The sequence below is a fragment of the Microbacterium sp. Soil_C_42 genome (assembly GCF_057656735.1).
The window spans coordinates 18,457-37,809 of record NZ_JBDGJU010000029.1; the positions used below are offsets into that span (position 1 = coordinate 18,457).

Genomic DNA, 19,353 nt, shown 5'->3' on the forward strand with positions numbered 1-19,353 from the left:
CGCAGACGGGTGGGCGTCGAACGTCGGCGCCCACCCGGTCACATCCAAGAAGAACTCACGGAAGGAGCACGTCATGAACACGGTGACCGTCTATACAACCGGCCCGGGTTGCCAGCGCTGCAAACTCACCAATGACGTCCTGACCAGCAAGGGCGTGCGCTTCACCGAGGTCGACATCCGCGAGCAGCCCGCCGCGCGCGAGTTCGTCGTCGACGAACTCGGCTACACCGAGGCTCCCGTGGTTGTCGTTAACGAGCACGACCACTGGAGCGGGTTCCGTCCCGACCAGATCGACCGAATCGCCCGGACATGACCACGCTTATCGACCTCTGGCTCGAAGCCGCGCACGAGGCCTACGCGCTGCGCGCCCAGCTCGGGTCCCTCGAGAAAGACTGGCTCCGCGTCGAAGCGGACGCCGACTACTGGGACTTCCGGGCCTGCAACACCCACCCCGCGCGGCCCGTGCCAACTGATACGACGCCGGCGCCCACAGGCCCCGAGGCTGCCGCCGGCCACCGGTACGGTGACACCGTGAGCCTGCTACGCAGCCTCGTCGCCGACGGTCCCGCACCTGAACTCACCGCTGAACTGGCACTGTTCGGCCGCTTGATCGGCCGCTGGACCGTGCACAACCAGCTGTATAGCGAATCAACCGGCCAGTGGTCCGAAGCGAGCTGACCTGGACGTTCGGCTGGATCATCGCCGGCCGAGGAATCCAGGACGTCCTCGTCGACACCACAGGAACCCCGCTCGGCACGACCGTCCGCACCTGGGATGAGCACGCCGGCTGGCGGATCGTGTGGTTCTGCCCACGCGCCGCCGAGCACGTCATCCTGGGGGCAGTCGACCACGGTGCTCGAATCGAACTGAAAGGCGTGCAAGCCGACGGTCGCCGCGTCAGATGGGAGTTCAGCAACATCACCGGCGACGCGTTCACCTGGGACGGCTGAGGTTCTCACGACGCAGGCAACACCTGGTGGCACGAGCAGCACATGGCCGTCCGCCGCGAATCCCAGTAGTAGATCCTCATACGGGCATTGTGCGGAAGCAGTCCAGGATCGCGCGCCGGAGGCGCAGGCGGCCGCGCGGGCACGCGACTTCGGTGCCGCGTCCGTTTCCGTTCCCGCGTGACCCGTGATGCCAGCTGGTGGTGTCGGTTCGCGTTGATAGGTTCGCTGGTGGCGCCCGTTTTGGGGTGGGGTCGCCACCTGACGCCAGCGACGGCTTTCAACGATGGGGGACAGATGAGTAACACTACGGAGATCGCTGCGGGCTGGTTCCCGGATCCCACCGCCAGGCATGAGCGACGTTACTGGAACGGCGCCGCATGGACGGAGCACGTCTTCACGGACGGTTCGCAGAGCACCGACCCCATGCCGTCTGCTACAGATGTCGAAATCGCGGAGGAAGCTACCGTGGCGGACGCGCCCACTTCGCGCCGAAGCGCCCGTGAGTCTGCAGCCGCTCAGAACGGTGTCTCGACACCTCCCACGCAGCAGGTCTCCGCCGACGGCGACGCCAAGTCGCGCAAGGTCTCGTTCTTCGGTGCGAAGAAGCAGGCTGAGTCGCTGATCACGGAGAACGAACGCCTCGAAGCGCTCATCTCGCAGTACGGCCTCAACGACGTCAGCCAACTCGACGACATCAAGCGCGGGCTTCACCACCAGATTTCGGCCGCGGAGCAGGAGCTTGCGCGACTTCGGGCTGAAGCGGGCGCTTCTGAGGCCGAGCGGGCACAGGTTCAGGACGAGATCGTGAATCTTCGCGATACCGCGCACCTGCAGGAGTATGGCCTGTTCGACTTCGAGAACCCTGCTGAGTCATCGGTCGCGCTCGCGACCGAACTCGAATCCGTGCGTTCCGAGATCAAGCGTCTGGTGCGGGTCGGCGACGCGACTGCCGCCACATCGAACTTCACCTTCAACAACAGCGCCGCCAAGGGCCGGAAGTTCGTCAACGACATGTCCAAGCTCCTTCTTCGCGCGTACAACGCCGAAGCGGAGAACTGCATCAAGACAGTGCGCGCAGGCAACCTGGATGCCGCGCAGAAGCGTCTCTCCACCGTTTCCACTCAGGTGGAGCGCCTGGGGACGATGATCGACCTCCGCATCACGTCGGGTTACCACCGGTTGCGCTTGAAGGAACTGGAACTCGCAAGCCGTCATCTGCAGGCTCTGCAGGTGGAGAAGGAGTTGGAGCGCGCGCGGCGTGATGAGTTGCGTGAGCAGAAGAAGGCGGAGCAGGAACTCGCGCGGGAGAAGGAACGCCTCCAGAAGGAGCGCACGCACTATCTGAATGCCCTTGCCGCTCTCGAGGCGAACGGCGATGTCGAGGGTGCCGAGCGACTGCGTGCAAAGCTCGACGACGTCGAGCACGCCATCGAGAACGTCGATTACCGCGCAGCGAACATCCGCGCCGGCTACGTGTACGTGATCAGCAACATCGGTGCATTCGGCCCCGACGTCGTGAAGATCGGACTCACGAGACGACTTGATCCCATGGATCGCGTGAACGAGCTCGGCGATGCGTCCGTCCCGTTCCGATTCGACGTGCACGCCCTCTTCTTCGCAGACGATGCAGTCGCTATCGAAACGATGCTGCATCAGGAGTTCGCCGACCAGCGTCTCAACAAGGTGAACCTCAGGCGCGAGTACTTCCGCGCAACCCCGGAGCAGGTTCTCACCGCACTCAGGGAGCACAACGTCGAGGTGCTCGAGTTCACTCTGGACCCCGCGGCTGCCGAGTACCGGAGTTCCATCGCTCCGCAGGCGTAGACGGCTGCTCCCGCCGATCCTCATTTGGGCGATGCGCGCTGGAGGTCGTCGTTCGCGGCTGCCGCCGTCGCGACTTCAACGAAGCGGCGTCTGACGATTCGTTCGACATGTTGTGTCGAGACGAGGGACGGTGGCGTGCCGCCGCTCAAATCAGTTGAACTGGAACGTGCGATAGGACGACTGCACGTTGAAGCGTCTGCCGTCCTTCCGGCGTTGTAGGAAACCTGCAATGGTGTCGACGTCTGCTCCACGCATTCCGGGGTCACGGCACTTCGCTCGTACCTGGTCGACGGTAATCGGGGCCCAGCGATCGGGACGGTTCATCCTGTCGGCCTTGAGCTTGTCTTCCTCGTTCCATTTCAGGCCCGATGAATATCCGGCGGCCATGCCGGCGACGTATTCGAGGATGCGGTCGACGCCGTTCGGCAACGGCTCAAGCTCGAACTCGATCTTCCCGCGTGGCGACGGTTCGATCGTTTCGCCGGGGAACAGCTGGATTGGATTGACGTCGTCGATCCACTCGGCCGTCTCGTTGATGCCCCATTCGATGACGACGATCGCGTCGGCATCGGTGTTCCACAGGTCGTTTAGGTGCTGGCGATCGGTCCAGGCGTAGAGCACCCGCTGCCCGTCGAAGGGCCCACCGTGAAATCCGCGCCATGCGTGGTGGTGCACTCTCGGCTGCTGAATCAGTCGATTGATGCTCACGCTGTCCACGGCACCCCGCGGCGTCACGACTACCATCGGTCCTCCTGGCTGAGCGAAGAGCCACTTCACCGCGCGAGCGCTCTGCGCTGCGCGCGACTCCTTGTCGCCGAGCCGCGAGACTGCAACAGGAACCTCGCCCATGCCCACAACCCCCATACGTCGTCGTATTCGCACGGTAGCCAGAGGGTCGAACATCGAGATTGGCGACGATGTGCGCCCGGGCGGAGCGTCCCCGCCGGTCGTCGTCCGGTGACGAACCCGACTGATCAGTAAGTGCGGTCGGGCCGGTGCCCGGACAATTGCGCCCGGGCGCACGGCGTTGTCGGACGAGCGCCCTAGATTGCCACCATGGGGAATCTAGTTCCGATAGTTGCTGCAGGCGTTGGCGCCCTCGCGACCATCGCCGTTCAACTGCTCATTTCTCGCGGCGAACCGGCGGATCTCAAGCGTTTGGCCGCAATCAATTCAATCCTCGAGACGATGCCTGCCGATCAGTCGGGGTGGTCAGATCTGGTGAACGCGCGGACACACCTCGCGATGAGAGTCGCGCAGGGGGTCGTCGCGCCGCCACGGACGATTCGAGCTCTCCGCTGGATCGGGTGGATGTCGGCTATCTTTGGCGCTTTGCTTTTCGCTGGTTCGATCGCGCTCTTCGCGGTCCTGACACCCGCGGGGCAACAGAGTGCAGCCATGTGGATGCAGGTCGGGCTTTACACCCTCCTCCTTGCGCCGCTGATCCTGTACGTGTCGTGGCTCTGGCAAGAACTGCGAGGACTCCCAAAGTCCATACGCGAAACGGTGGAAGCCGCGCGGGTGCGGCTCACCGCTGGCCACGCTAACGGGTCGTAGGCTCGCCGATCCCCTAGCGTGCGTGGAACGGAAGCGGAACCCTCGCGAACATCCAACCTGTGCCGCAGGATTGGGGAGCACTAGTTGTCGGGCTCAGGCGCCCCCGCGTCCACGTTCGTTGCGCGTTGCGACGACCTATTCGAGCGATCATCGGTGCGGTGTCAAAGTGACCCGCGAGTTAATGCGCCGATCGGTGTGGGTCCTCGAAGCGACCGACGTCAATGGACTGACAAGTTGAATGCCCGAGCAACTGCTTCTACATCGCGGTCGTGCTGTGAGATCGGCGAAGTCGATACCGACCCGAGCTGGACTCCCGCGAAGACCGCCCAGCACTCGTGGCTCTCGAACCGCGATGAATAGCGAATCCCGGAGTACACGGCCTCGTCGTTCTCATCGACCTGCGTGTAGGCCCAGTGCGCAATCGCTCTCGTGAGCAGTCGGTTGGGTCCGCGCACGTTAGACGAGTCGAGCAGTTCAATGTCGAGGCGCTCAAGCTCCTCTGCCAACGCGCCGGTGAGGTATGTGAGCGTCTCATCCCGTTCGACATCCAGGAACGGCAGCGGATTGTCGAGTGAAAACTCGACGATCGATCGCGCGTGACGCCAACTCGCAGGGACGCTGCCAACCGCCATCAAGTGTTCGGTCGACAGTGGCTGGAACCCTGCACTTGATGCCGCCGGACGAAAGTCGGCCAAGACTTCCTTGAAGGCGCCAAGACGCGTGCTTGAGCAGTACAAAACTCCGCCGCCGACGACATCGAAGCGGTTTCCAACGTCAGCCAGTTCCGCGTCGAGCGCATCGATCTCGCTGAAGTGAACTGGTCCGGTGGCGCGGCCGACGCGATAGGCCGAAGCGGGAAAGTTCGCGATCTGAGGATCTGGCAGGTCAGGCTCCGTTCACAAAGACGCGCGCGGCAGCGACAACCTCGCGAGCGCGGCCCTCTGCCAGCACTTCAATCGGGGAGTGATCGCGCAGATTCGGGTTCATCCCGAGGAACCACGCCCTCGCCACGTGCGCGTCGTCAGCTTCCTCGATCAAAGAGAAGATTTGGAAGCTGTCGCGAAGCAGGCGCTCGTTGTCCATTCCAAGGCCAGCCGTCGACTTCAACCAGCGATCGATAGTCCTGACGTCCTTCTCGAAGATGGCCGCCACGGCCTTCTTGCCCAGGCCGTTGACGAGAGTGCGAAGGATGTCATCGGCCCCGTTGCCGATCGATCTATTGTGCGAGCTCGTCCGTGTTGGCGTCGTGGCTGAGCCGGCGGGGACGGTGGCACTGATCTTGGGCATGATGAGTCTCTCTGTTGACCGCGGATACGTTTGTCGCGCGGAGCGCTTCATGATGTCTGATACATCGTCGTTGTTCTGTCGCAGTTTTGTCAATGATATCTCGCTCTGAAGTGTGCGACGTTCGTCGCCTCGATAGCAGCTCACGACGTCGGTGGTGTCCCATACGCGCAACGCCCGCTGAACCGGGCGGAGCGTGCCTCGAGGAACGCTAGCCGGGTGATGTCATCTCTGGTCCGAAGTACCCTGGCGAGGCTCCGCCGCCCGCTGTTTGAGAGGGGACGAGCTCGCCCACGCGCGATCGGAGCGCGGCGGACCAACTGATGAAGACCTTCACGCGACTCCCGTCCAATGGTGGCGTTCGTGGGTCGCACCGCGCGGTCGAACTTCGAAATCACCTTGATACCCCCGGCCCGTGACCGCCCGAATCGCACTACCACTGCGGCTTGTTTGGAATGATCGACGGCAACGATGACGTTGCGTTGACCCAGACCTCCCCCGCTGGTGAGATCCACGCGGCGAGATCCAGAGCGAACTGCAGATCTCTACTCAGATCTCGTGCGTGGATCGGTTCGTGATGAGCCGCGCGGTTCCGGACGAAGTTGAGCTGCTGCATCCGAAACGCAATGTTCCTCTGTCGGCTGCGAAGGCCGGTGTCACCCACTGGGAACGCCCGATGGGTTGCCGGAACCCAGAGTGCAGTGCTGTCAGATATCGAGGCTCTACGAGATAGCGCCAGAATCCGAGCGGGAGTTCAGCGATGACACGACCGTAAACCTCAGGTCGCCGAACTTGTCGAGTCGCTCGGTCACGCGCCTTCTGGAGGTCCGCTGATCCTTGCGAATCGGGGCCGCGACGTCGAGCCAGGATGCGCCGGCTCGGCGTCGATGCACCCAGTTTCGAAGCTCTCGATCGAGCGCGTTGCGCGCGAGGACTTCGACCATCGATGTGAGTTCCATGACGCTCGCGACAGCCCGCATGTCCCACTCGTAGGAGGCGAACGCATCGGGGACATCACCACCGCTCGCGCGAAGATAGGAACCGAGGCGCTCTGCTGTGACACGCGGAAGTAGTTCGCTGTGCATGTCGGTCTTGAAGGGGCCGGATGCGGTTGACACTCAGCCTCGATGACGTAAGCTCTTCTACGAAGACCCCGGAACGATCACTGGCCTAGCCATATCGCCGGGGTTTCGTCCGTCCCATCGGCGGCTAGGCTCCCGACCCCTTGGGCGCTTCGCGTGACGGAGTCATCGGGAGCCTAGCCGCCGATGGGACGGGTCTGTTGAGGCGCGCCATTCTTGCGGAGTCTTCAGGGCAGTCATGCCGACCGGATCCGAGAAGCCCGCCCGCATGGTGTCCGTGCCCAATGACACGACTCGCTAGTCTCATGCTCAGGGCCAAATGGCCCGGGGTATACGGGGGGCAGAGCCAGTTGGCTGGCGACGGGGGCGCATGGACGAGCTAGCGGCGCCTGACGTGCTCTTCCGGCGATTCCTTGAGGACAGCAAGACGTTTGCCGGTGCTCGCGAACGTTTTCAGCTTCTGGTCACAGACCTTGTCTCAGTGCAGGTGCCGGCAGCGTCAGAGGTCGCTGCCCCATCCGGTAGCGACTGGGGCATAGACACCTATGTGGGCGCTCTCAACGGGCAAATGGTGGTCTGGCAGTCGAAGTTCTTCCTCGATTGGGGCGAGTCGCAGCGTGGACAGATTCGAAGCTCATTCAACGAGGTGATGAAGAAGGCTGACGAGAACTCGTTCACTGTCGCGGCATGGACGCTTTGCGTACCCTCCGTCTTACCGCCCGAGGAGCAGAAGTGGTTCGACACTTGGGCGGCAGGGAAGCGTAGGAAGCACAAGGGCATCGTCATTGAGCTGAAAAACGGTGGACGCATGCGACGGGAGCTGATGCGACCCGACGCCGCCTGGGTTCGCGAACAATACTTCCCAAAAGCGAGCACGCCATCAGGCTCGGTGGAGGTGAAGGTGGCGGGCGACCTCAGTGGGCTGGAGGGAGCCCTGTTCGTTAGGCAACTCCACCTCGCTGGGCATCTCGAGACTGACGCTGCGAAGGGCTACTTCTTTGCGGCGGAGGCGATGGCGAGGGATGTTGCAGCACGAGCGGTTCCCGGTGAACTGAGCGCACTCAACGAGATCGAACTGGATATCCACGGAGAGTGGGAGTCAGCCTTCAACCTCGCCAGCCCCGCCGCCGATGAGAGTGGTCGAATGGCTGGGCTGGTGGCCGCGGTGACGGCAGCGGCCAGCGCATTGCCGTCGGCGGAAGGTCTGCCACTGCGTCCGGCACACCGACGGGGGATGGCACATCGGCTGGTGGAGCATGTTCGGGCTGGCTGGGTGTTGAACTGGCGGCAGGCTGCCGAGGAGCACATCGGCCCCAGCGGCCACGATGTTGTGGCGGAGGTGATCGAACGTGGAGACGCTTGAAGATGGGCTCATACCCACCCTCGACTTGGATGGACACGTCTCGTTCCGCACCGCGCAGTTACTTCTCGCGTTTTCAGTTGCTTCGCGAGTGGCCGTTCAGATGACCACCACGGACCGGGTGGCTACCTACGATTTCTTCACTGCCAACCCGTTTGCGGTGTTGTCTGGGGACGACGTGGCCGATCAGCGGGACACGCTCCGGCTTGAGCTCGTCGGGTATACCCGGGGCCAACTCTCTTACGCGTCGCTTGGTCACCGCTTTGTGAGCCGCCGGGAGCGAATTCGCGCGGATCTCGCTTTCCTCGTTGCGCGCGGACTCATCGCGATTGGAGAGGAAGCGTTCGCGATCACTGTTGCCGGAGAGGCTGCTGCCGAGCAACTGCAAACGGCGTACGCGGATGCTTATCGGCTCGCGGCAGAGATCGTGCTTGTCCGCTTGAGCAAACTGTCGGATAGAGCTCTACGCGACGCGAGCGCTAGATGGGCAGGAACTCACTGGCTGATGCTGGATCTCTTCGACGACGTCGTTCACCCAGAAATTGGAGAGTCATGAGCGCGGATGGGCTTACCGGACTTCGCATCCGCCGACTGAGGTTGTTTGGAACGATTTCCAACCCCCGGACATACGAGGTCAGCTTCCTTAGGGCCGACTCCGTTCGCTCGCTGGGGATCATCGCCGGGGCGTCACAGACGGGCAAGACGAGTGTCATCGAGTACGTCGCCTACCTGCTAGGCGGCGACGACTTTCCCGATCACGAGGAAATGCGGGACAACGTTACGAGCGCAGCTCTCGAGGTGTCACTCAACGGCGAGGTCTACACAATTCAGAGGACGACGGTGGGAACCCCGTCGAAGTTTGCGTCAGTCTGGAATGCGCCTATCGAGCTCGTCGGGGGCGCGATCGAGGAGAGGTATCAACTCGAAAAGCCCGGATCTGAGGATTCCCTCTCATACTTCTTGATGGACTCTCTCGGATTGGCCGGCGCCCGACTGAACACTAGCGCAGCCAATCCAAACGCCGATACGCACGCGTTCAGCTTCCAAGACCTGTCGCGTTTGATCTTCTTCCATAATTCGCGACTTGATAGTCAAAACCTGTTGGTTGAGAACGGTAACCCCGTTGTCGCGTACAAACTTCAGCAGACCATCGACTTCGCGTTTCAAGTGTCCGACGAAGAACTGGGGCTGGCCACTCAGCGTCTTCGACGGGCCGAGGAGGCCCTGCGTGAAGCTGAATCCACAGTTCGGGCCCTGACTTCTGTCGTAGACAAGGAGTACCCGCTCGGTCCTACGGGCGCATCAATTCTGTTTGACGAAGCCGTCGCCGCTAGGGACGCGCTTAAGGCAAGAGTCACGGAGACCGACCGCGTTGAGTCGGCCGCGCAGTATGGATTGTCGGATCTTCGGAACCGCCTCACACAGCAACAGCGCTTCGAGTCCGAGGCGTGGGAGCGCGTTCGTTTGCGCGAAAGTCTCATCGACCGGCTTCGGGCGCTCGCACTCCAATACGCCGACGACAAGCGAAAACTGACGTTCCTCACCGAGGCAGAGAAAGTCTTCGATCCGTTGCGGATCGAGGTGTGCCCAGCATGTTTGACGAACCTAGGACGGGACGTCAGTCTCGATCACGGACATTGTTCATTATGTGGATCTGACGAGCAGTCCGTGGCGGAATCGAGCACTTTGCTGTCGCGACGGGAGCTACGTTCCACGAGTCAGCGGTTGGACGAGCTGACTGAATACCTGGATCGGCTCGAGTCAGAGCTGCGCGTGTTTCAGGCGCGAGCAGACTCGGCGCGCGTCGCGGTTCAGGACATCGCGTCCGAACTCGACAAGGCGGCGGAGCTGCCGGCTCCATTCCTGGCAGGGCGAGACCGGCTGATGCGAGATCTCAGTGCAGCGGAATCCAGCGTCGCGCGTGCTGAGGTCGGGGTGCGTTTCTGGAGCCGCGTCGAAGAAGCGGAACGTCAGCGTGATTTGCGGCAGGGCGCCGTCACGCGGCTTCGGCGGGAGCAACGAGAGTTGAGCACGAGACCGGACCGCGCCGAAGTCAAGAAGGAGCTGTCTCAAAGGTTCGTCAAGATTCTCGACGAGTTCGGCTATCCCAAGCTGAAGGGGGACGCCTGGCTCGACGACAAGCTGATCCCGCACGTGCGAGGTGCGGTCTACACGAAGGCCAGCAGCGGCGGGCTCGTCCTAATCAGTCTGGCGTGGGCGATGGCTCTCTGGGAGATCAGCTGGGAGCGGCAGGCGCTGCTCCCAGGCCTGCTTGTCATCGACAGCCCGCAGAAGAATCTCGGGCATAGAGCCGGGCCGGATGACGCTGATTTCGCTGATGCGAAGCTCGTCGATAACGTCTACGCGCACCTGGCGGCATGGCTAAGTGCGGCGGGTCGAGGCGCTCAAGCAATCCTGGTCGACAACTCACCACCGCCTGAACTTACCGGCAGCATTGTGGTGCGGTTCTCGGGCAATCGCGCGGTGCCTCCGTTCGGCTTGATCGATGACGCCATCGAGTGACCCAGTCGGCGACCCCTACCCCTCGCCGGCCGAAGGCCTTCCGTCAGCGTTCGTTCGTGGCGCGACTCCAGCGGTCGGACTCCCTTGGAGGCTCGCGTCGAGCGACTCATGAGCCTCCGGCAGTGCGTTGAGAACTGATGCGCCACAATGAGTCTCGTGGCCGACGACGAAGAGCGCTTTCAACTTGCCGCGAACGCTGCTCGAAGGCTGGTCTCGCAGTGCCTCGCACACGCTGAGCGCGTCTCCTCGAAGATGAACGATCGGATCGCGGCAACGTCTCCCACCAGTCCCTACGGCGCGGACGAAGCCCGCGCAGTCAAGGACGAGCATCTGCTCGCCTTCAAGCAGATCCTTGAGCACGTTGAGGCGACGACGAATGCTCTGGTGACGCACCTCGCGGGCCTGAAGCGTCTCCTCGACGATGACACGTTCCTTCCGTTGCCGGCGATGGTGATTGCGCGCGCTATCGCGGAAGTCGCGGCGTCCGGCGCCTGGATCGTGCATCCGGGCCTGTCTTCGAACGAGCGTGCGGCGCGTGGCTACGCGGCAATGTTCGCCGCAGTCGAGAACAGCATCGCCGCCTCTAGACCTGACGATGCGGCTGCCATGAGGAGACTGAGGGACAAACTTCAGCAGCAGTTGGGTCAGCCCGGGACCGACGTCAAGATCGAGCTGCGGGTGAACGAGCACGGAGTCGCCCAGGACGATGTTGCGCAGGTCTTCGTTGGTAGAGGACCCAAGCGCGCCCGCGCGAAAGTCCGGTTCAACTACTCACAGCGTGTCAAAGACGAGATCCCGCGCGCGAGCGCACTTTACTCGGCGCTCTCTGCCGTCGCGCACGGAGAGCACGCGTCGATCACGACGTCATGGAGCACTCCTGACTCATACGCTCGGGTCATAGCGCACGTGGTGGTTGAGTCAACCGAAGCGTGGTCCCGGGCTGTTCACGACTGGGTCGGTGCGACCCCCGGTCCATTCTTGAACGATGACGATCGTCAGAACGTCATCCGCTCGATACCCGCCGCCACGCGCGCCAGCGCGGTCGTGAAGTTCACAGCCGCGGTGGCGGCCGGGCTAATCCCGTCGCCAACGGCGCCGTCTCGTTTCGGCCACTGACGGCTAGAGTCCGACCGAACCCGAACCGTGTGATCGACCCTACCTGCCCCCGGTAACTGAGCGACGCTGCCAAATCGCACCACTCTCTGGAATCACTCACGCCGGAGCAGCAAGCTCGCTGGGAACAGTCGCTCCGGGAGCGGGACGCCCGATTGCGGAGTCAAGCCTCGCGTCGGGAAGCCCAAGACGTTGAGAAGCCGCAACAAGCTCGTGTTTCAGATCGATACTCCGAACCGACTTGGCATCGACGGAAGATACCGGATGGAATCGGTGCTACTGCAACTCCTCGCGAAGCGGAGTTGTTCGTAGCCGAATGGATGAGGGGGCTCTCGGGCGCGTGACGCGGACGTCACGCGGTACGTCGCGGACGGCGGAGTGGACGTGATCAGCGGGGCCTACTCTCGGTCCAGGTGAAGCACTATCAAGGTTCCGTTGGGGTCGCAGCGGTACGGGAATGGTGCGGTGCCGCTGGAGTATTGGATCGGCGTCCGATGTTCTTCACGAGTGGCTCGTACGCGAGGGCAGCGATCGAGTTCGCTGATGAGGCCGGCCTTCCGTTGCTGCGGTACTTCACGCGCCGTCCGCGATCGAAGGCGCCAATGCCCTCGGCCGCACGGTGGCGCACGAAGGGCGACTGCCTGGACGCTAGCCGGTCCGCTTCAGCGCGGCGATCTAGCAGCGACCGGCTCGATCTCGACCAGTTGGTTGGGGTATCCGAGTACTGATACGCCCTGCAACGTGGCCGGCACGTCGTGGCTACCAAAATGCTCACGCACGACTGCCCAGGCCACGCCGAGGCTCTCCGGCTGGTCTGTCGCTACGAGCACACGGACGAAGGCGACGTCTTCGAGAGAGACATGACATCGCCCGAGGACCGTATCCATGTTCTCGAGGGCTTTGCGCGTCTGCGCCGCGACATCCCCGGGAGCGACGACAACGCCTTGCTCGTCCAGCGGGCACGCGCCAGCCAGGAAGAGCACCTCGCTGTCCGCTCGGACGATTGACGCATCTGCGTACTCGGCGTGGCTCAGGGACGACGAACGGACCAGCCGGAGGTTCTTCACCCCTCGAACCCTACTCAAGGGCGAATCACGACCGCAGGCTCGCCACCGCAAGGTGGTCGTTGCTCGAGGCGCCAGGGGAGGGCGGCGGCGCGATCGGAGCCGTGGCAGGTGTGGTTGCGGATAGCCGGATCGATGAGGTGCGCGATGGAGGCTTCGTTTGCGAACGCCAGGTCGAATTCCGCAGACGCCGCGCGCCACGGACGAAGCCCGCGCTGACGAGAGTCTCCCGAGCGATGAGCGTTGAGCGACGAGCGACGAGCGCCACGAAAAGGAAGTGCGACCAAGAAAATCGGAATGCACGCAGGCACTTTCTGTGGAAGTCGTTTCGAGTTAAGCACTTTGGGTCTATTCTGGTGGAATGCGGGGTGGCCTCGAGCGGTGGAAGCAGGGTGTCGAATCGCACGGGGTTCGGCAGGCGATCTCGTACGCGTTGAAGGGGTCGTGTGACTCGCACTTGCGATCGGCCGGCGTGGATGCGCTCGCCGGATACGGGGGCGATGGCTCGGCGGGCGTGACCCGGTTCACGGTCGAGGCCGGCTTGATCCGGACGGACCTGCTGGACGAGGCCGCGTTGCGGCGGTGGGTGGATGGCTGCGACCCGGTGACGGGGGAGCGGCGGGGGCGGGATCTGCGTTCCGCGGACGCGGATCTGATCCTGGATGGGACGATCAATGCGCCGAAGTCGTACAGCATCGGCGCCCTCATCCATCCGGAGTTGGCGGTTGCGTTCGAGGCGCTGCAGGACCGACTGCGGGATCGGATCATCACGACCTGGCAGGCGGAGCTGAATGCCCGTCGCGGCGCGGGCGGCCGCAACCGCGAAGCGCTGCACCGGGTGGAGGTGATCGAACTGCAGCACCGGCGCTCCCGGGCGCTGGACCCGCACATTCACCGGCACCTGTGGCTGAGTGTGAAGGTGCTGGGCCAGGACGGGCAGTGGTCCAACGTGGACTCCCGGGTCGCGATGAAGCTGCACACCGTCATCAACGCGGAGGGGGAACTCGCGGCCCGCACCGACCCGGACTGGCTGCACGCGCTGGCCCGCCACGGTTACACACTGAACGCCGAGGGCGAGATCGCGGAGTTGGCGCATGTGGTGCGGCCGCTGTCCCGGCGGTCGACGCAGATCGAGGCGAACCGGGCGATGCTGCTCGCCGCGTGGCGAGCGGAGCATCCCGGTCAGGATCCGAGCCCGGATCAGCTGCAACAGATCGACCGGCTGGCGTGGGCGAAGGCCCGCCCGAACAAGCCCGATACCATCGACGAGACCGCCTGGGAACGCCTCATCACCGACGAACTCGTCACCCTCGACCCCACCCTGCGCGAGCCTCGAGCCGCGGTGCCGGTGCGTGCGGTCACGTTGGAGGAACTCGACTTCGGCCTGCTCGCGGCGCGCGCCGTGGTGGACGCGGACGCCCGCTCCTCAGCGTGCGGGGGACGGTTCAGCCTGTTCGATCTGCGCGCCGGTGCGACTCGCGCGCTGGCGTCGTCGGGCGTCGTCAGCGCGCGTCGGGACCTGCAACCGGTGATCGATGAGGTCCAGCGCCGCGCCGTCGAGTTCACCGTCGACCTCCTGCCGGAGGAAGGCGGCCGGGCCGCCCATGTGAAGGGGTACATGGCGAGTGCCACCGCGGCGTTGAAGGTTGAACTCGCCGCCCGACTGGACGCCCTCACCCACGCCGGAACCCCGGCACCCGAGCGGGACGTGGTCGCCGTAGCGGGCGAGATCCTGCGAGAGGAGGTCGCGCTGGACCGTCAGCAAGTGGAGGCGGCTGCGGCGATTGCGGGCACCGATCGCCTCGTGTCGATCACCGGGCCTGCGGGTGCGGGAAAGACCACCATGCTGCGTGTCGCGAAGACCGCGCTGTCCCGTCGTGGGAAGGCGATGGTCGTTGTGGCGCCGACGAAGAAGGCGGCATCGGTCGCCGGTCGCGAGCTCGGCACCACGGCGTCGAGCTTGCATGCTCTTCTGACCGATCACGGCTACCGGTGGGGTCGCGACGACGCCGGCGCCGAGGTGTGGACCCGGCTGGCTCCGGGCGACCTCGATACCGCGACGGGATACGTGTACGAGGGACCACGACGGTTCCTGCTGGCGGCGGGGGATCGGATCGTGGTGGATGAGGCGGGCATGATCGACCTGCATACCGCGAATGCGCTCGCGACGATCGCGGCCGACACCAGCGCCGGGATCGCGATGGTCGGCGATCACCTGCAGGCCCGCCCGGTCGGGCATTCCGGCGCGATGGCCGCCCTCACCTGGCGTGCGACGGCCGTCGTCGAACTCACCGCTGTGCATCGGTTCCGTGACTCGGGTTACGCCGCGCTGACGCTGCGGATGCGGGAACCCGCGTCCAAGGAGGCCGCCCTCGCGGTCGCCGCAGAGCTGGACTCCCGGGGCTTGATCCATCGGGTGGTGGATCATGTGCAGGCGCGCGACGTGCTGGTCGAGGCGTACTTCCGGTGGACCCGCGACCACCACCGCGTCGCGCTGGTCACCGGCACCAACGATGAAGCCGACGCGATCAATGAGGCCATCCAGCAGCGTCGCGTCGATGCCGGCGAGCTCACCCTGCATCGAATCGGGGTCGGGCGGGACGAGCAGCGACTGCTGGAGGGTGACGTGGTGCAGACCCGCCGCAACGACCGTTACGCCGGCGTCGAGAACCGTGCCGTCTGGATCATCCGCCACATCACCCCCACGGGCCTGGAGTTGGTCAGCACCTCCGACAGCGGCGACACCCGCACCGTCACCACCGACTATGCGGCCCGCCACGTTCACCTCGCCTACGCGGCCACGGTGCACGGCATCCAGGGGGAGACCACCGACGCCGCCGTCGTCGGCCCTGGCGTGGACGCGTCCGGGCTCTACGTCGGGATGACCCGCGGCCGCAGCCGCAACGAGGCGATTGCGATCGCCGGCACCGACGCGGCGGCGCGGGACCGGATCGCGGACAGCATGCTCCGCGGCATCCCCGAGGTGAGCATCGATGACTCGCTTCGTGCCGCTCGCACCGAGCTGAGCCGCGCCGCCCGCCTACCGGCGTCTGCCCCGTGGACCGACCACACCCGACGACCCCTCGGCCACGTTCGCGACATCGACCGCGTGCACGCCGAGTACCAGCGGCGAGAGGCGACGAGCCGCAGCGAGGTCGACGCGGCCACCAAATGGCTGCACGACACGTGGCGCGCGCTCCTTGATCTCGACGCCCGGATCGCCGGCGACGCCGCGACCGACCACGGCCGGCCTGTCGAATCTGATGGCGCGCTCCACACCGATCGAGGCCGGCTCGCCGACGAGTACCAATCCCGCACCCGCGACCACGCGGACCTCGTCCGTACACAGCGCGAGCAAGCCCGGCAGCTCGACGTCGCCAAGACCGAACGTCGCATCCGGGCTGGGCTCGACCCCGCGCGGCACCGCACCGAGAACGTCGCGCGGGAGTCGCCCGCAGCATCTCCCGCTACGTCGTTACCTCGAGCGGCGAACTCTCTGCGCCTGTGACAGCTGTTCTGACTCGGTCCTGAGGAGTTCGGTCGCCGAGCACGATTCGACGGTTGAGTTCGGACTCGACGCGGGTGAGGTCGCGGGCAGTGTGGACGGAGAGGTCGGTGGGCTTCGGGAAGTATTGGCCGAGCAGCCCGTTCGCATTCTCGTTGCTTCCGCGCTGCCAGGGACTCGCCGCATCACAGAAGTAGATTCGCGCGCCAGTGTTGGCGGTGATGTCGAGGTGTCTGGCCATCTCGTGCCCTGATCCCACGTCAATGTCCGGCGCAACACGGCTCCGGCAGTTCACCGAACGCGCGCACCAGCTCGGCTTGCAGCTTGAGCGAGTTGTGGCGGCGGCAGGTGCAGCAGTTTCACGTAGCTGGTCTGCCGTTCCACCAGGGCACCGATCGCGTAGCGGTTGTGGTCCGACGATGGGGTCGCCCTCCCAGTGTCCCGCTTCGGACCGATCGGTGGGCTCGCAGACGCGACTGTGAACGGACAGCCTGGGCTGCGCGAACCGCTGCCCGGCACGGATTTGGCGCGCGTGACCACGACGATGATCACGCCAGGTCCGCAACGGGGACCCGCTGGTTTGCGGAGGATCCCGGTACCGAAGCGATAGATCGCCTGATAGATCGTCTCAGTGGCGACCCGCCGTGCCGGCTCGTCGGGGTGCGCGTGCCGGAGCGCCCGACTGATCTGGTGCGGACTCCACCGCTCCCGCAGCCTGCCCAACACGGAAGCCTTCAGCACCGGATCAGCGATCAGCTTCAGCGGGTGCGGGCGATGTCGGCGGGCTGCGGCGGCCGCGTGCGCGTGGAACGGCCGGTAGTACCCCGCCGGGTGCAGGTTGCGTCGCAGTTCTCGGCTGATCTTGGAGGGGGCTCGTCCGAGCAGCTGGCCGATAGCGGTCGGACCGTTGCCGCGGCTCGCGAGATCACCGATCTGCCTCCGCTCGTCCTCCGACAGGAACCGAGGTGAGATCACGCGGACAGCAAGCGGCTCGAGGGGTTGCACAAACTTGACCGTGCCATCCTTGCGCCGCACCGTCGTTCCGCTCTTCCACGTCTGGCCCGTCGATCGGTGGATCTCCAACTCGCGACACGCACCACGCAACGTCCCGCCCTCCGCTCGCAGCTCCAAGAAGCGGTGACGCTTCTCCGTCATCGGCCGACGACGCGGCCCTTCGGAACACGACGAGACGACATACGAGAACACCTTTCTGATCGTTCTCGTCGCGACGATCACTCAACCACCCGCGATCACGCACCGCGCGGGACGCTATTTGATCGCGCCCGCGGACAGCCCTGCGACGAGATACCTCTGGACGAGCAGGAACGCTATCAGGATGGGGAGAGAGGCGAGCAGCGACGCCGCCATCAGTTGGTTCCAGAGGACGTCCGACTCGCTCGAATAGGCCTGCAGCCCTACGGGCAGCGTGCGGGTGGCGTTGTTCGAGAGCACGGACGCGAAGAGCAGCTCTCCCCACGCGGTAATGAACGAGAAGATCGCTACTGCGATGATGCCCGGCCGCGCGACAGGGATCACGACCCGGAAGAGCGCCCCGACCCGACTCGTACCGTCGACCATCGCCGCCTCCTCCAACTCCTGCGGTATCGAGCTGAAGAAGCCCGCGAGCATCCAGATCGAGAACGGCAGAGTGAACGTCATGTACGTGATGATCAGACCGACATAGTTTCCGTTCAGTTGCAGGCCGATCACTTGCTGAATCTGAGTGAAGAGCAGAAAGAGGGGGAGAAGAAAGAGGATTCCCGGAAACATCTGCGTGGAGAGGATCACGATGCTGAACGGCCGTTTCCCTCGAAACGACAGCCGCGCGATCGCGTAGGACGCCAGGATGGACAGCAGCACGGACAGGAATGTCGCCGCGCTCGCGACGATCAGCGAGTTCAGGAAGTACTGAGCGAGCGGCACCGTCGTCCACATGTCGACGAACGGCTGGATGGTGATCGCGGTCGGAATCCACAGCGAGTCGCCATCCCACGCACCCGACAACGGGCTGACAGCTGTCCGCACGATGACAAGGATCGGTCCCAGCACGAATGCGGAAAGCAGCGTCAGGGTAATGGCCCGCGCCACCTTGAACCCACGAGTTTCACGCATTCTTCGGCTCCTTCGGAAGAACGAGGCGGATGAAGTAGACCGAGACGAAGAGAAGAACGACGAGAAGAATGGTGCTCATCGCGCCGCCGATCCCGAACTCCCAGCGTTGAAACGAATTCTGATAGATGAGCGGGCTGATCAGCAGCGCGGAGTCGGGCGACGAAGGGCCGAACAGCACGTACGGCACCTCGAACTGATTGAACAGCCAGAGCCCGAGAATGAGCAGGAGAGCACCGTTGGCGTGCCGGAGCAATGGAAGAGTGATCTGCCAGAACTGCATCCAATTCGAGGCACCGTCGAGTGCGGCCGCCTCGTAAACGTCGGTCGGCAAGTTCTGCAGCGCGGCCAGCAGCATCAGGAAGGCGAACGGCCACAGCGACCAGATGCTGACCACGATCAGCGACAGGAACGCGTTGTCCCCGATCAGCCAGAACGGTCGATCGGGAAGCAGGTGAAGCTCGTCCACGAGCACGCGGTTGACGATCCCGTCGTTCTGGTTGAGCATATAGGCCCACGCCAGAGTTCCGACGTAGGACGGAATGGCGTAAGGCGCTAGAAAGACCGTCCGCAAGAGGCCGCGACCACGAAAACTCGTGTTCAGGAAGACCGCGCCCGCCATAGCCAGCGCCCACGAGATTCCGAGAACGACCACGACGTAGATGGCGGTTCGTCCCACGGTCGCCAAGTACTGCGACCCGATTTCGGTGGAAGGGTCGAGTCCTTCCATGAAATTGCTAAGCCCGACGAAGGGCGCCGTCCACCACTCGCGGATTGTCCGCCGATCGAGACCGAGGAACGAGATGGAGACGCCGACGACAAGGGGGATGAGAAGGATGAGCGAACCGAAGAAGATGGTCGGCGAGATCAGAATGTAGGCAAGACGAGCGTTCGAGCGACTCATCCCCGTGCGTCGTGGCAGGGAGGACTCGCGGCGCGCCGAGACACGACGAGGCGTGTCCTGTGAGGTCTGCGGAGACGT

At 64.2% G+C, this 19,353-nt stretch carries 18 protein-coding genes and 2 pseudogenes; 11 read left to right on the plus strand and 9 right to left on the minus strand.

Going from position 1 to position 19,353, the window contains the following annotated elements:
• Positions 1 to 73: 73 nt before the first annotated feature.
• The 4 genes from AC3A46_RS15065 to AC3A46_RS15080 all read left to right on the plus strand — a co-directional run bounded on the left by AC3A46_RS15065 (position 74) and on the right by AC3A46_RS15080 (position 2,774).
• A complete protein-coding gene (locus tag AC3A46_RS15065) occupies positions 74 to 313 on the plus strand; it encodes a glutaredoxin family protein (protein ID WP_487665923.1) in 240 nt (79 codons plus the stop codon).
• Positions 310 to 678 (plus strand): hypothetical protein, encoded by a 369-nt coding sequence (locus AC3A46_RS15070; RefSeq protein WP_487665924.1) that lies wholly within the window; start codon positions 310 to 312, stop codon positions 676 to 678. The genes AC3A46_RS15065 and AC3A46_RS15070 overlap by 4 nt, the downstream gene beginning before the upstream one ends.
• Positions 660 to 950, plus strand: a complete 291-nt coding sequence (locus AC3A46_RS15075) for a hypothetical protein (protein ID WP_487665925.1) — start codon at positions 660 to 662, stop codon at positions 948 to 950. Before AC3A46_RS15070 ends, AC3A46_RS15075 begins: the two co-directional genes overlap by 19 nt.
• A 177-nt stretch (positions 951 to 1,127) precedes the next feature.
• Positions 1,128 to 2,774, plus strand: a complete 1,647-nt coding sequence (locus tag AC3A46_RS15080) for an SNIPE associated domain-containing protein (protein WP_487665926.1) — start codon at positions 1,128 to 1,130, stop codon at positions 2,772 to 2,774.
• Between the two features lie 150 nt (positions 2,775 to 2,924).
• On the opposite strand, the gene AC3A46_RS15085 is transcribed toward AC3A46_RS15080, so the two are convergent.
• Positions 2,925 to 3,623, minus strand: a complete 699-nt coding sequence (locus AC3A46_RS15085; RefSeq protein WP_487665927.1) for a hypothetical protein — start codon at positions 3,621 to 3,623, stop codon at positions 2,925 to 2,927.
• A 207-nt stretch (positions 3,624 to 3,830) separates the two neighbouring features.
• Between AC3A46_RS15085 and AC3A46_RS15090 the strand changes: the two genes are divergently transcribed.
• Positions 3,831 to 4,331: a hypothetical protein gene (locus AC3A46_RS15090; protein ID WP_487665928.1), complete on the plus strand. Its 501-nt coding sequence runs from the start codon at positions 3,831 to 3,833 to the stop codon at positions 4,329 to 4,331.
• A gap of 218 nt (positions 4,332 to 4,549) precedes the next feature.
• Here the strand turns inward: AC3A46_RS15090 and AC3A46_RS15095 are convergent, their stop codons facing one another.
• From AC3A46_RS15095 to AC3A46_RS15105, 3 genes are all read right to left on the minus strand, one after another.
• Complete coding sequence (locus AC3A46_RS15095) at positions 4,550 to 5,215, minus strand: RES family NAD+ phosphorylase (RefSeq protein WP_487665950.1); 666 nt, start codon at positions 5,213 to 5,215, stop codon at positions 4,550 to 4,552.
• A gap of 1 nt (position 5,216) precedes the next feature.
• Entirely contained in the window at positions 5,217 to 5,618 is a 402-nt protein-coding gene (locus AC3A46_RS15100; protein ID WP_487665929.1) for a hypothetical protein, read from the minus strand.
• A gap of 719 nt (positions 5,619 to 6,337) precedes the next feature.
• Positions 6,338 to 6,733: a hypothetical protein gene (locus AC3A46_RS15105; RefSeq protein ID WP_487665930.1), complete on the minus strand. Its 396-nt coding sequence runs from the start codon at positions 6,731 to 6,733 to the stop codon at positions 6,338 to 6,340.
• A 334-nt stretch (positions 6,734 to 7,067) separates the two neighbouring features.
• Between AC3A46_RS15105 and AC3A46_RS15110 the strand changes: the two genes are divergently transcribed.
• The 5 genes and pseudogenes from AC3A46_RS15110 to AC3A46_RS15130 all read left to right on the plus strand — a co-directional run.
• Positions 7,068 to 8,060, plus strand: coding sequence for a hypothetical protein (locus AC3A46_RS15110; protein WP_487665931.1), 993 nt, complete (start codon positions 7,068 to 7,070; stop codon positions 8,058 to 8,060).
• Positions 8,047 to 8,613, plus strand: a complete 567-nt coding sequence (locus tag AC3A46_RS15115) for a hypothetical protein (RefSeq protein WP_487665932.1) — start codon at positions 8,047 to 8,049, stop codon at positions 8,611 to 8,613. The genes AC3A46_RS15110 and AC3A46_RS15115 overlap by 14 nt, the downstream gene beginning before the upstream one ends.
• The gene (locus AC3A46_RS15120; RefSeq protein ID WP_487665933.1) at positions 8,610 to 10,580 is read left to right on the plus strand and encodes a hypothetical protein; all 1,971 of its coding nucleotides are present in this window, start codon (positions 8,610 to 8,612) and stop codon (positions 10,578 to 10,580) included. The genes AC3A46_RS15115 and AC3A46_RS15120 overlap by 4 nt, the downstream gene beginning before the upstream one ends.
• A 156-nt stretch (positions 10,581 to 10,736) precedes the next feature.
• Positions 10,737 to 11,696, plus strand: a complete 960-nt coding sequence (locus tag AC3A46_RS15125) for a hypothetical protein (RefSeq protein ID WP_487665934.1) — start codon at positions 10,737 to 10,739, stop codon at positions 11,694 to 11,696.
• A 404-nt stretch (positions 11,697 to 12,100) separates the two neighbouring features.
• Positions 12,101 to 12,421: pseudogene (locus AC3A46_RS15130) on the plus strand (restriction endonuclease); the annotation flags it as partial.
• On the opposite strand, the gene AC3A46_RS15135 reads toward AC3A46_RS15130, so the two are convergent.
• Positions 12,356 to 12,760 (minus strand): RidA family protein, encoded by a 405-nt coding sequence (locus AC3A46_RS15135; RefSeq protein ID WP_487665935.1) that lies wholly within the window; start codon positions 12,758 to 12,760, stop codon positions 12,356 to 12,358. The pseudogene AC3A46_RS15130 and the gene AC3A46_RS15135 sit on opposite strands and share 66 nt — an antisense overlap.
• A 358-nt stretch (positions 12,761 to 13,118) precedes the next feature.
• Between AC3A46_RS15135 and AC3A46_RS15140 the strand changes: the two genes are divergently transcribed.
• Entirely contained in the window at positions 13,119 to 16,265 is a 3,147-nt protein-coding gene (locus AC3A46_RS15140) for an AAA family ATPase (protein WP_487665936.1), read from the plus strand.
• Here AC3A46_RS15140 and AC3A46_RS15145 read toward each other — a convergent pair.
• From AC3A46_RS15145 to AC3A46_RS15160, 4 genes and pseudogenes are all read right to left on the minus strand, one after another.
• Positions 16,225 to 16,827: an IS30 family transposase gene (locus tag AC3A46_RS15145; RefSeq protein ID WP_487665951.1), complete on the minus strand. Its 603-nt coding sequence runs from the start codon at positions 16,825 to 16,827 to the stop codon at positions 16,225 to 16,227. The genes AC3A46_RS15140 and AC3A46_RS15145 overlap by 41 nt on opposite strands.
• Positions 16,828 to 17,159: 332 nt before the next feature.
• Positions 17,160 to 17,417, minus strand: a pseudogene (locus AC3A46_RS15150) (IS30 family transposase); the annotation flags it as partial.
• A 114-nt stretch (positions 17,418 to 17,531) separates the two neighbouring features.
• Positions 17,532 to 18,374: a carbohydrate ABC transporter permease gene (locus AC3A46_RS15155; RefSeq protein ID WP_487665937.1), complete on the minus strand. Its 843-nt coding sequence runs from the start codon at positions 18,372 to 18,374 to the stop codon at positions 17,532 to 17,534.
• Positions 18,367 to 19,275 carry a carbohydrate ABC transporter permease gene (locus AC3A46_RS15160; protein ID WP_487665938.1) on the minus strand — a complete coding sequence of 303 codons (909 nt, stop codon included), beginning with the start codon at positions 19,273 to 19,275 and terminating at the stop codon, positions 18,367 to 18,369. Before AC3A46_RS15160 ends, AC3A46_RS15155 begins: the two co-directional genes overlap by 8 nt.
• Positions 19,276 to 19,353 lie beyond the last annotated feature (78 nt).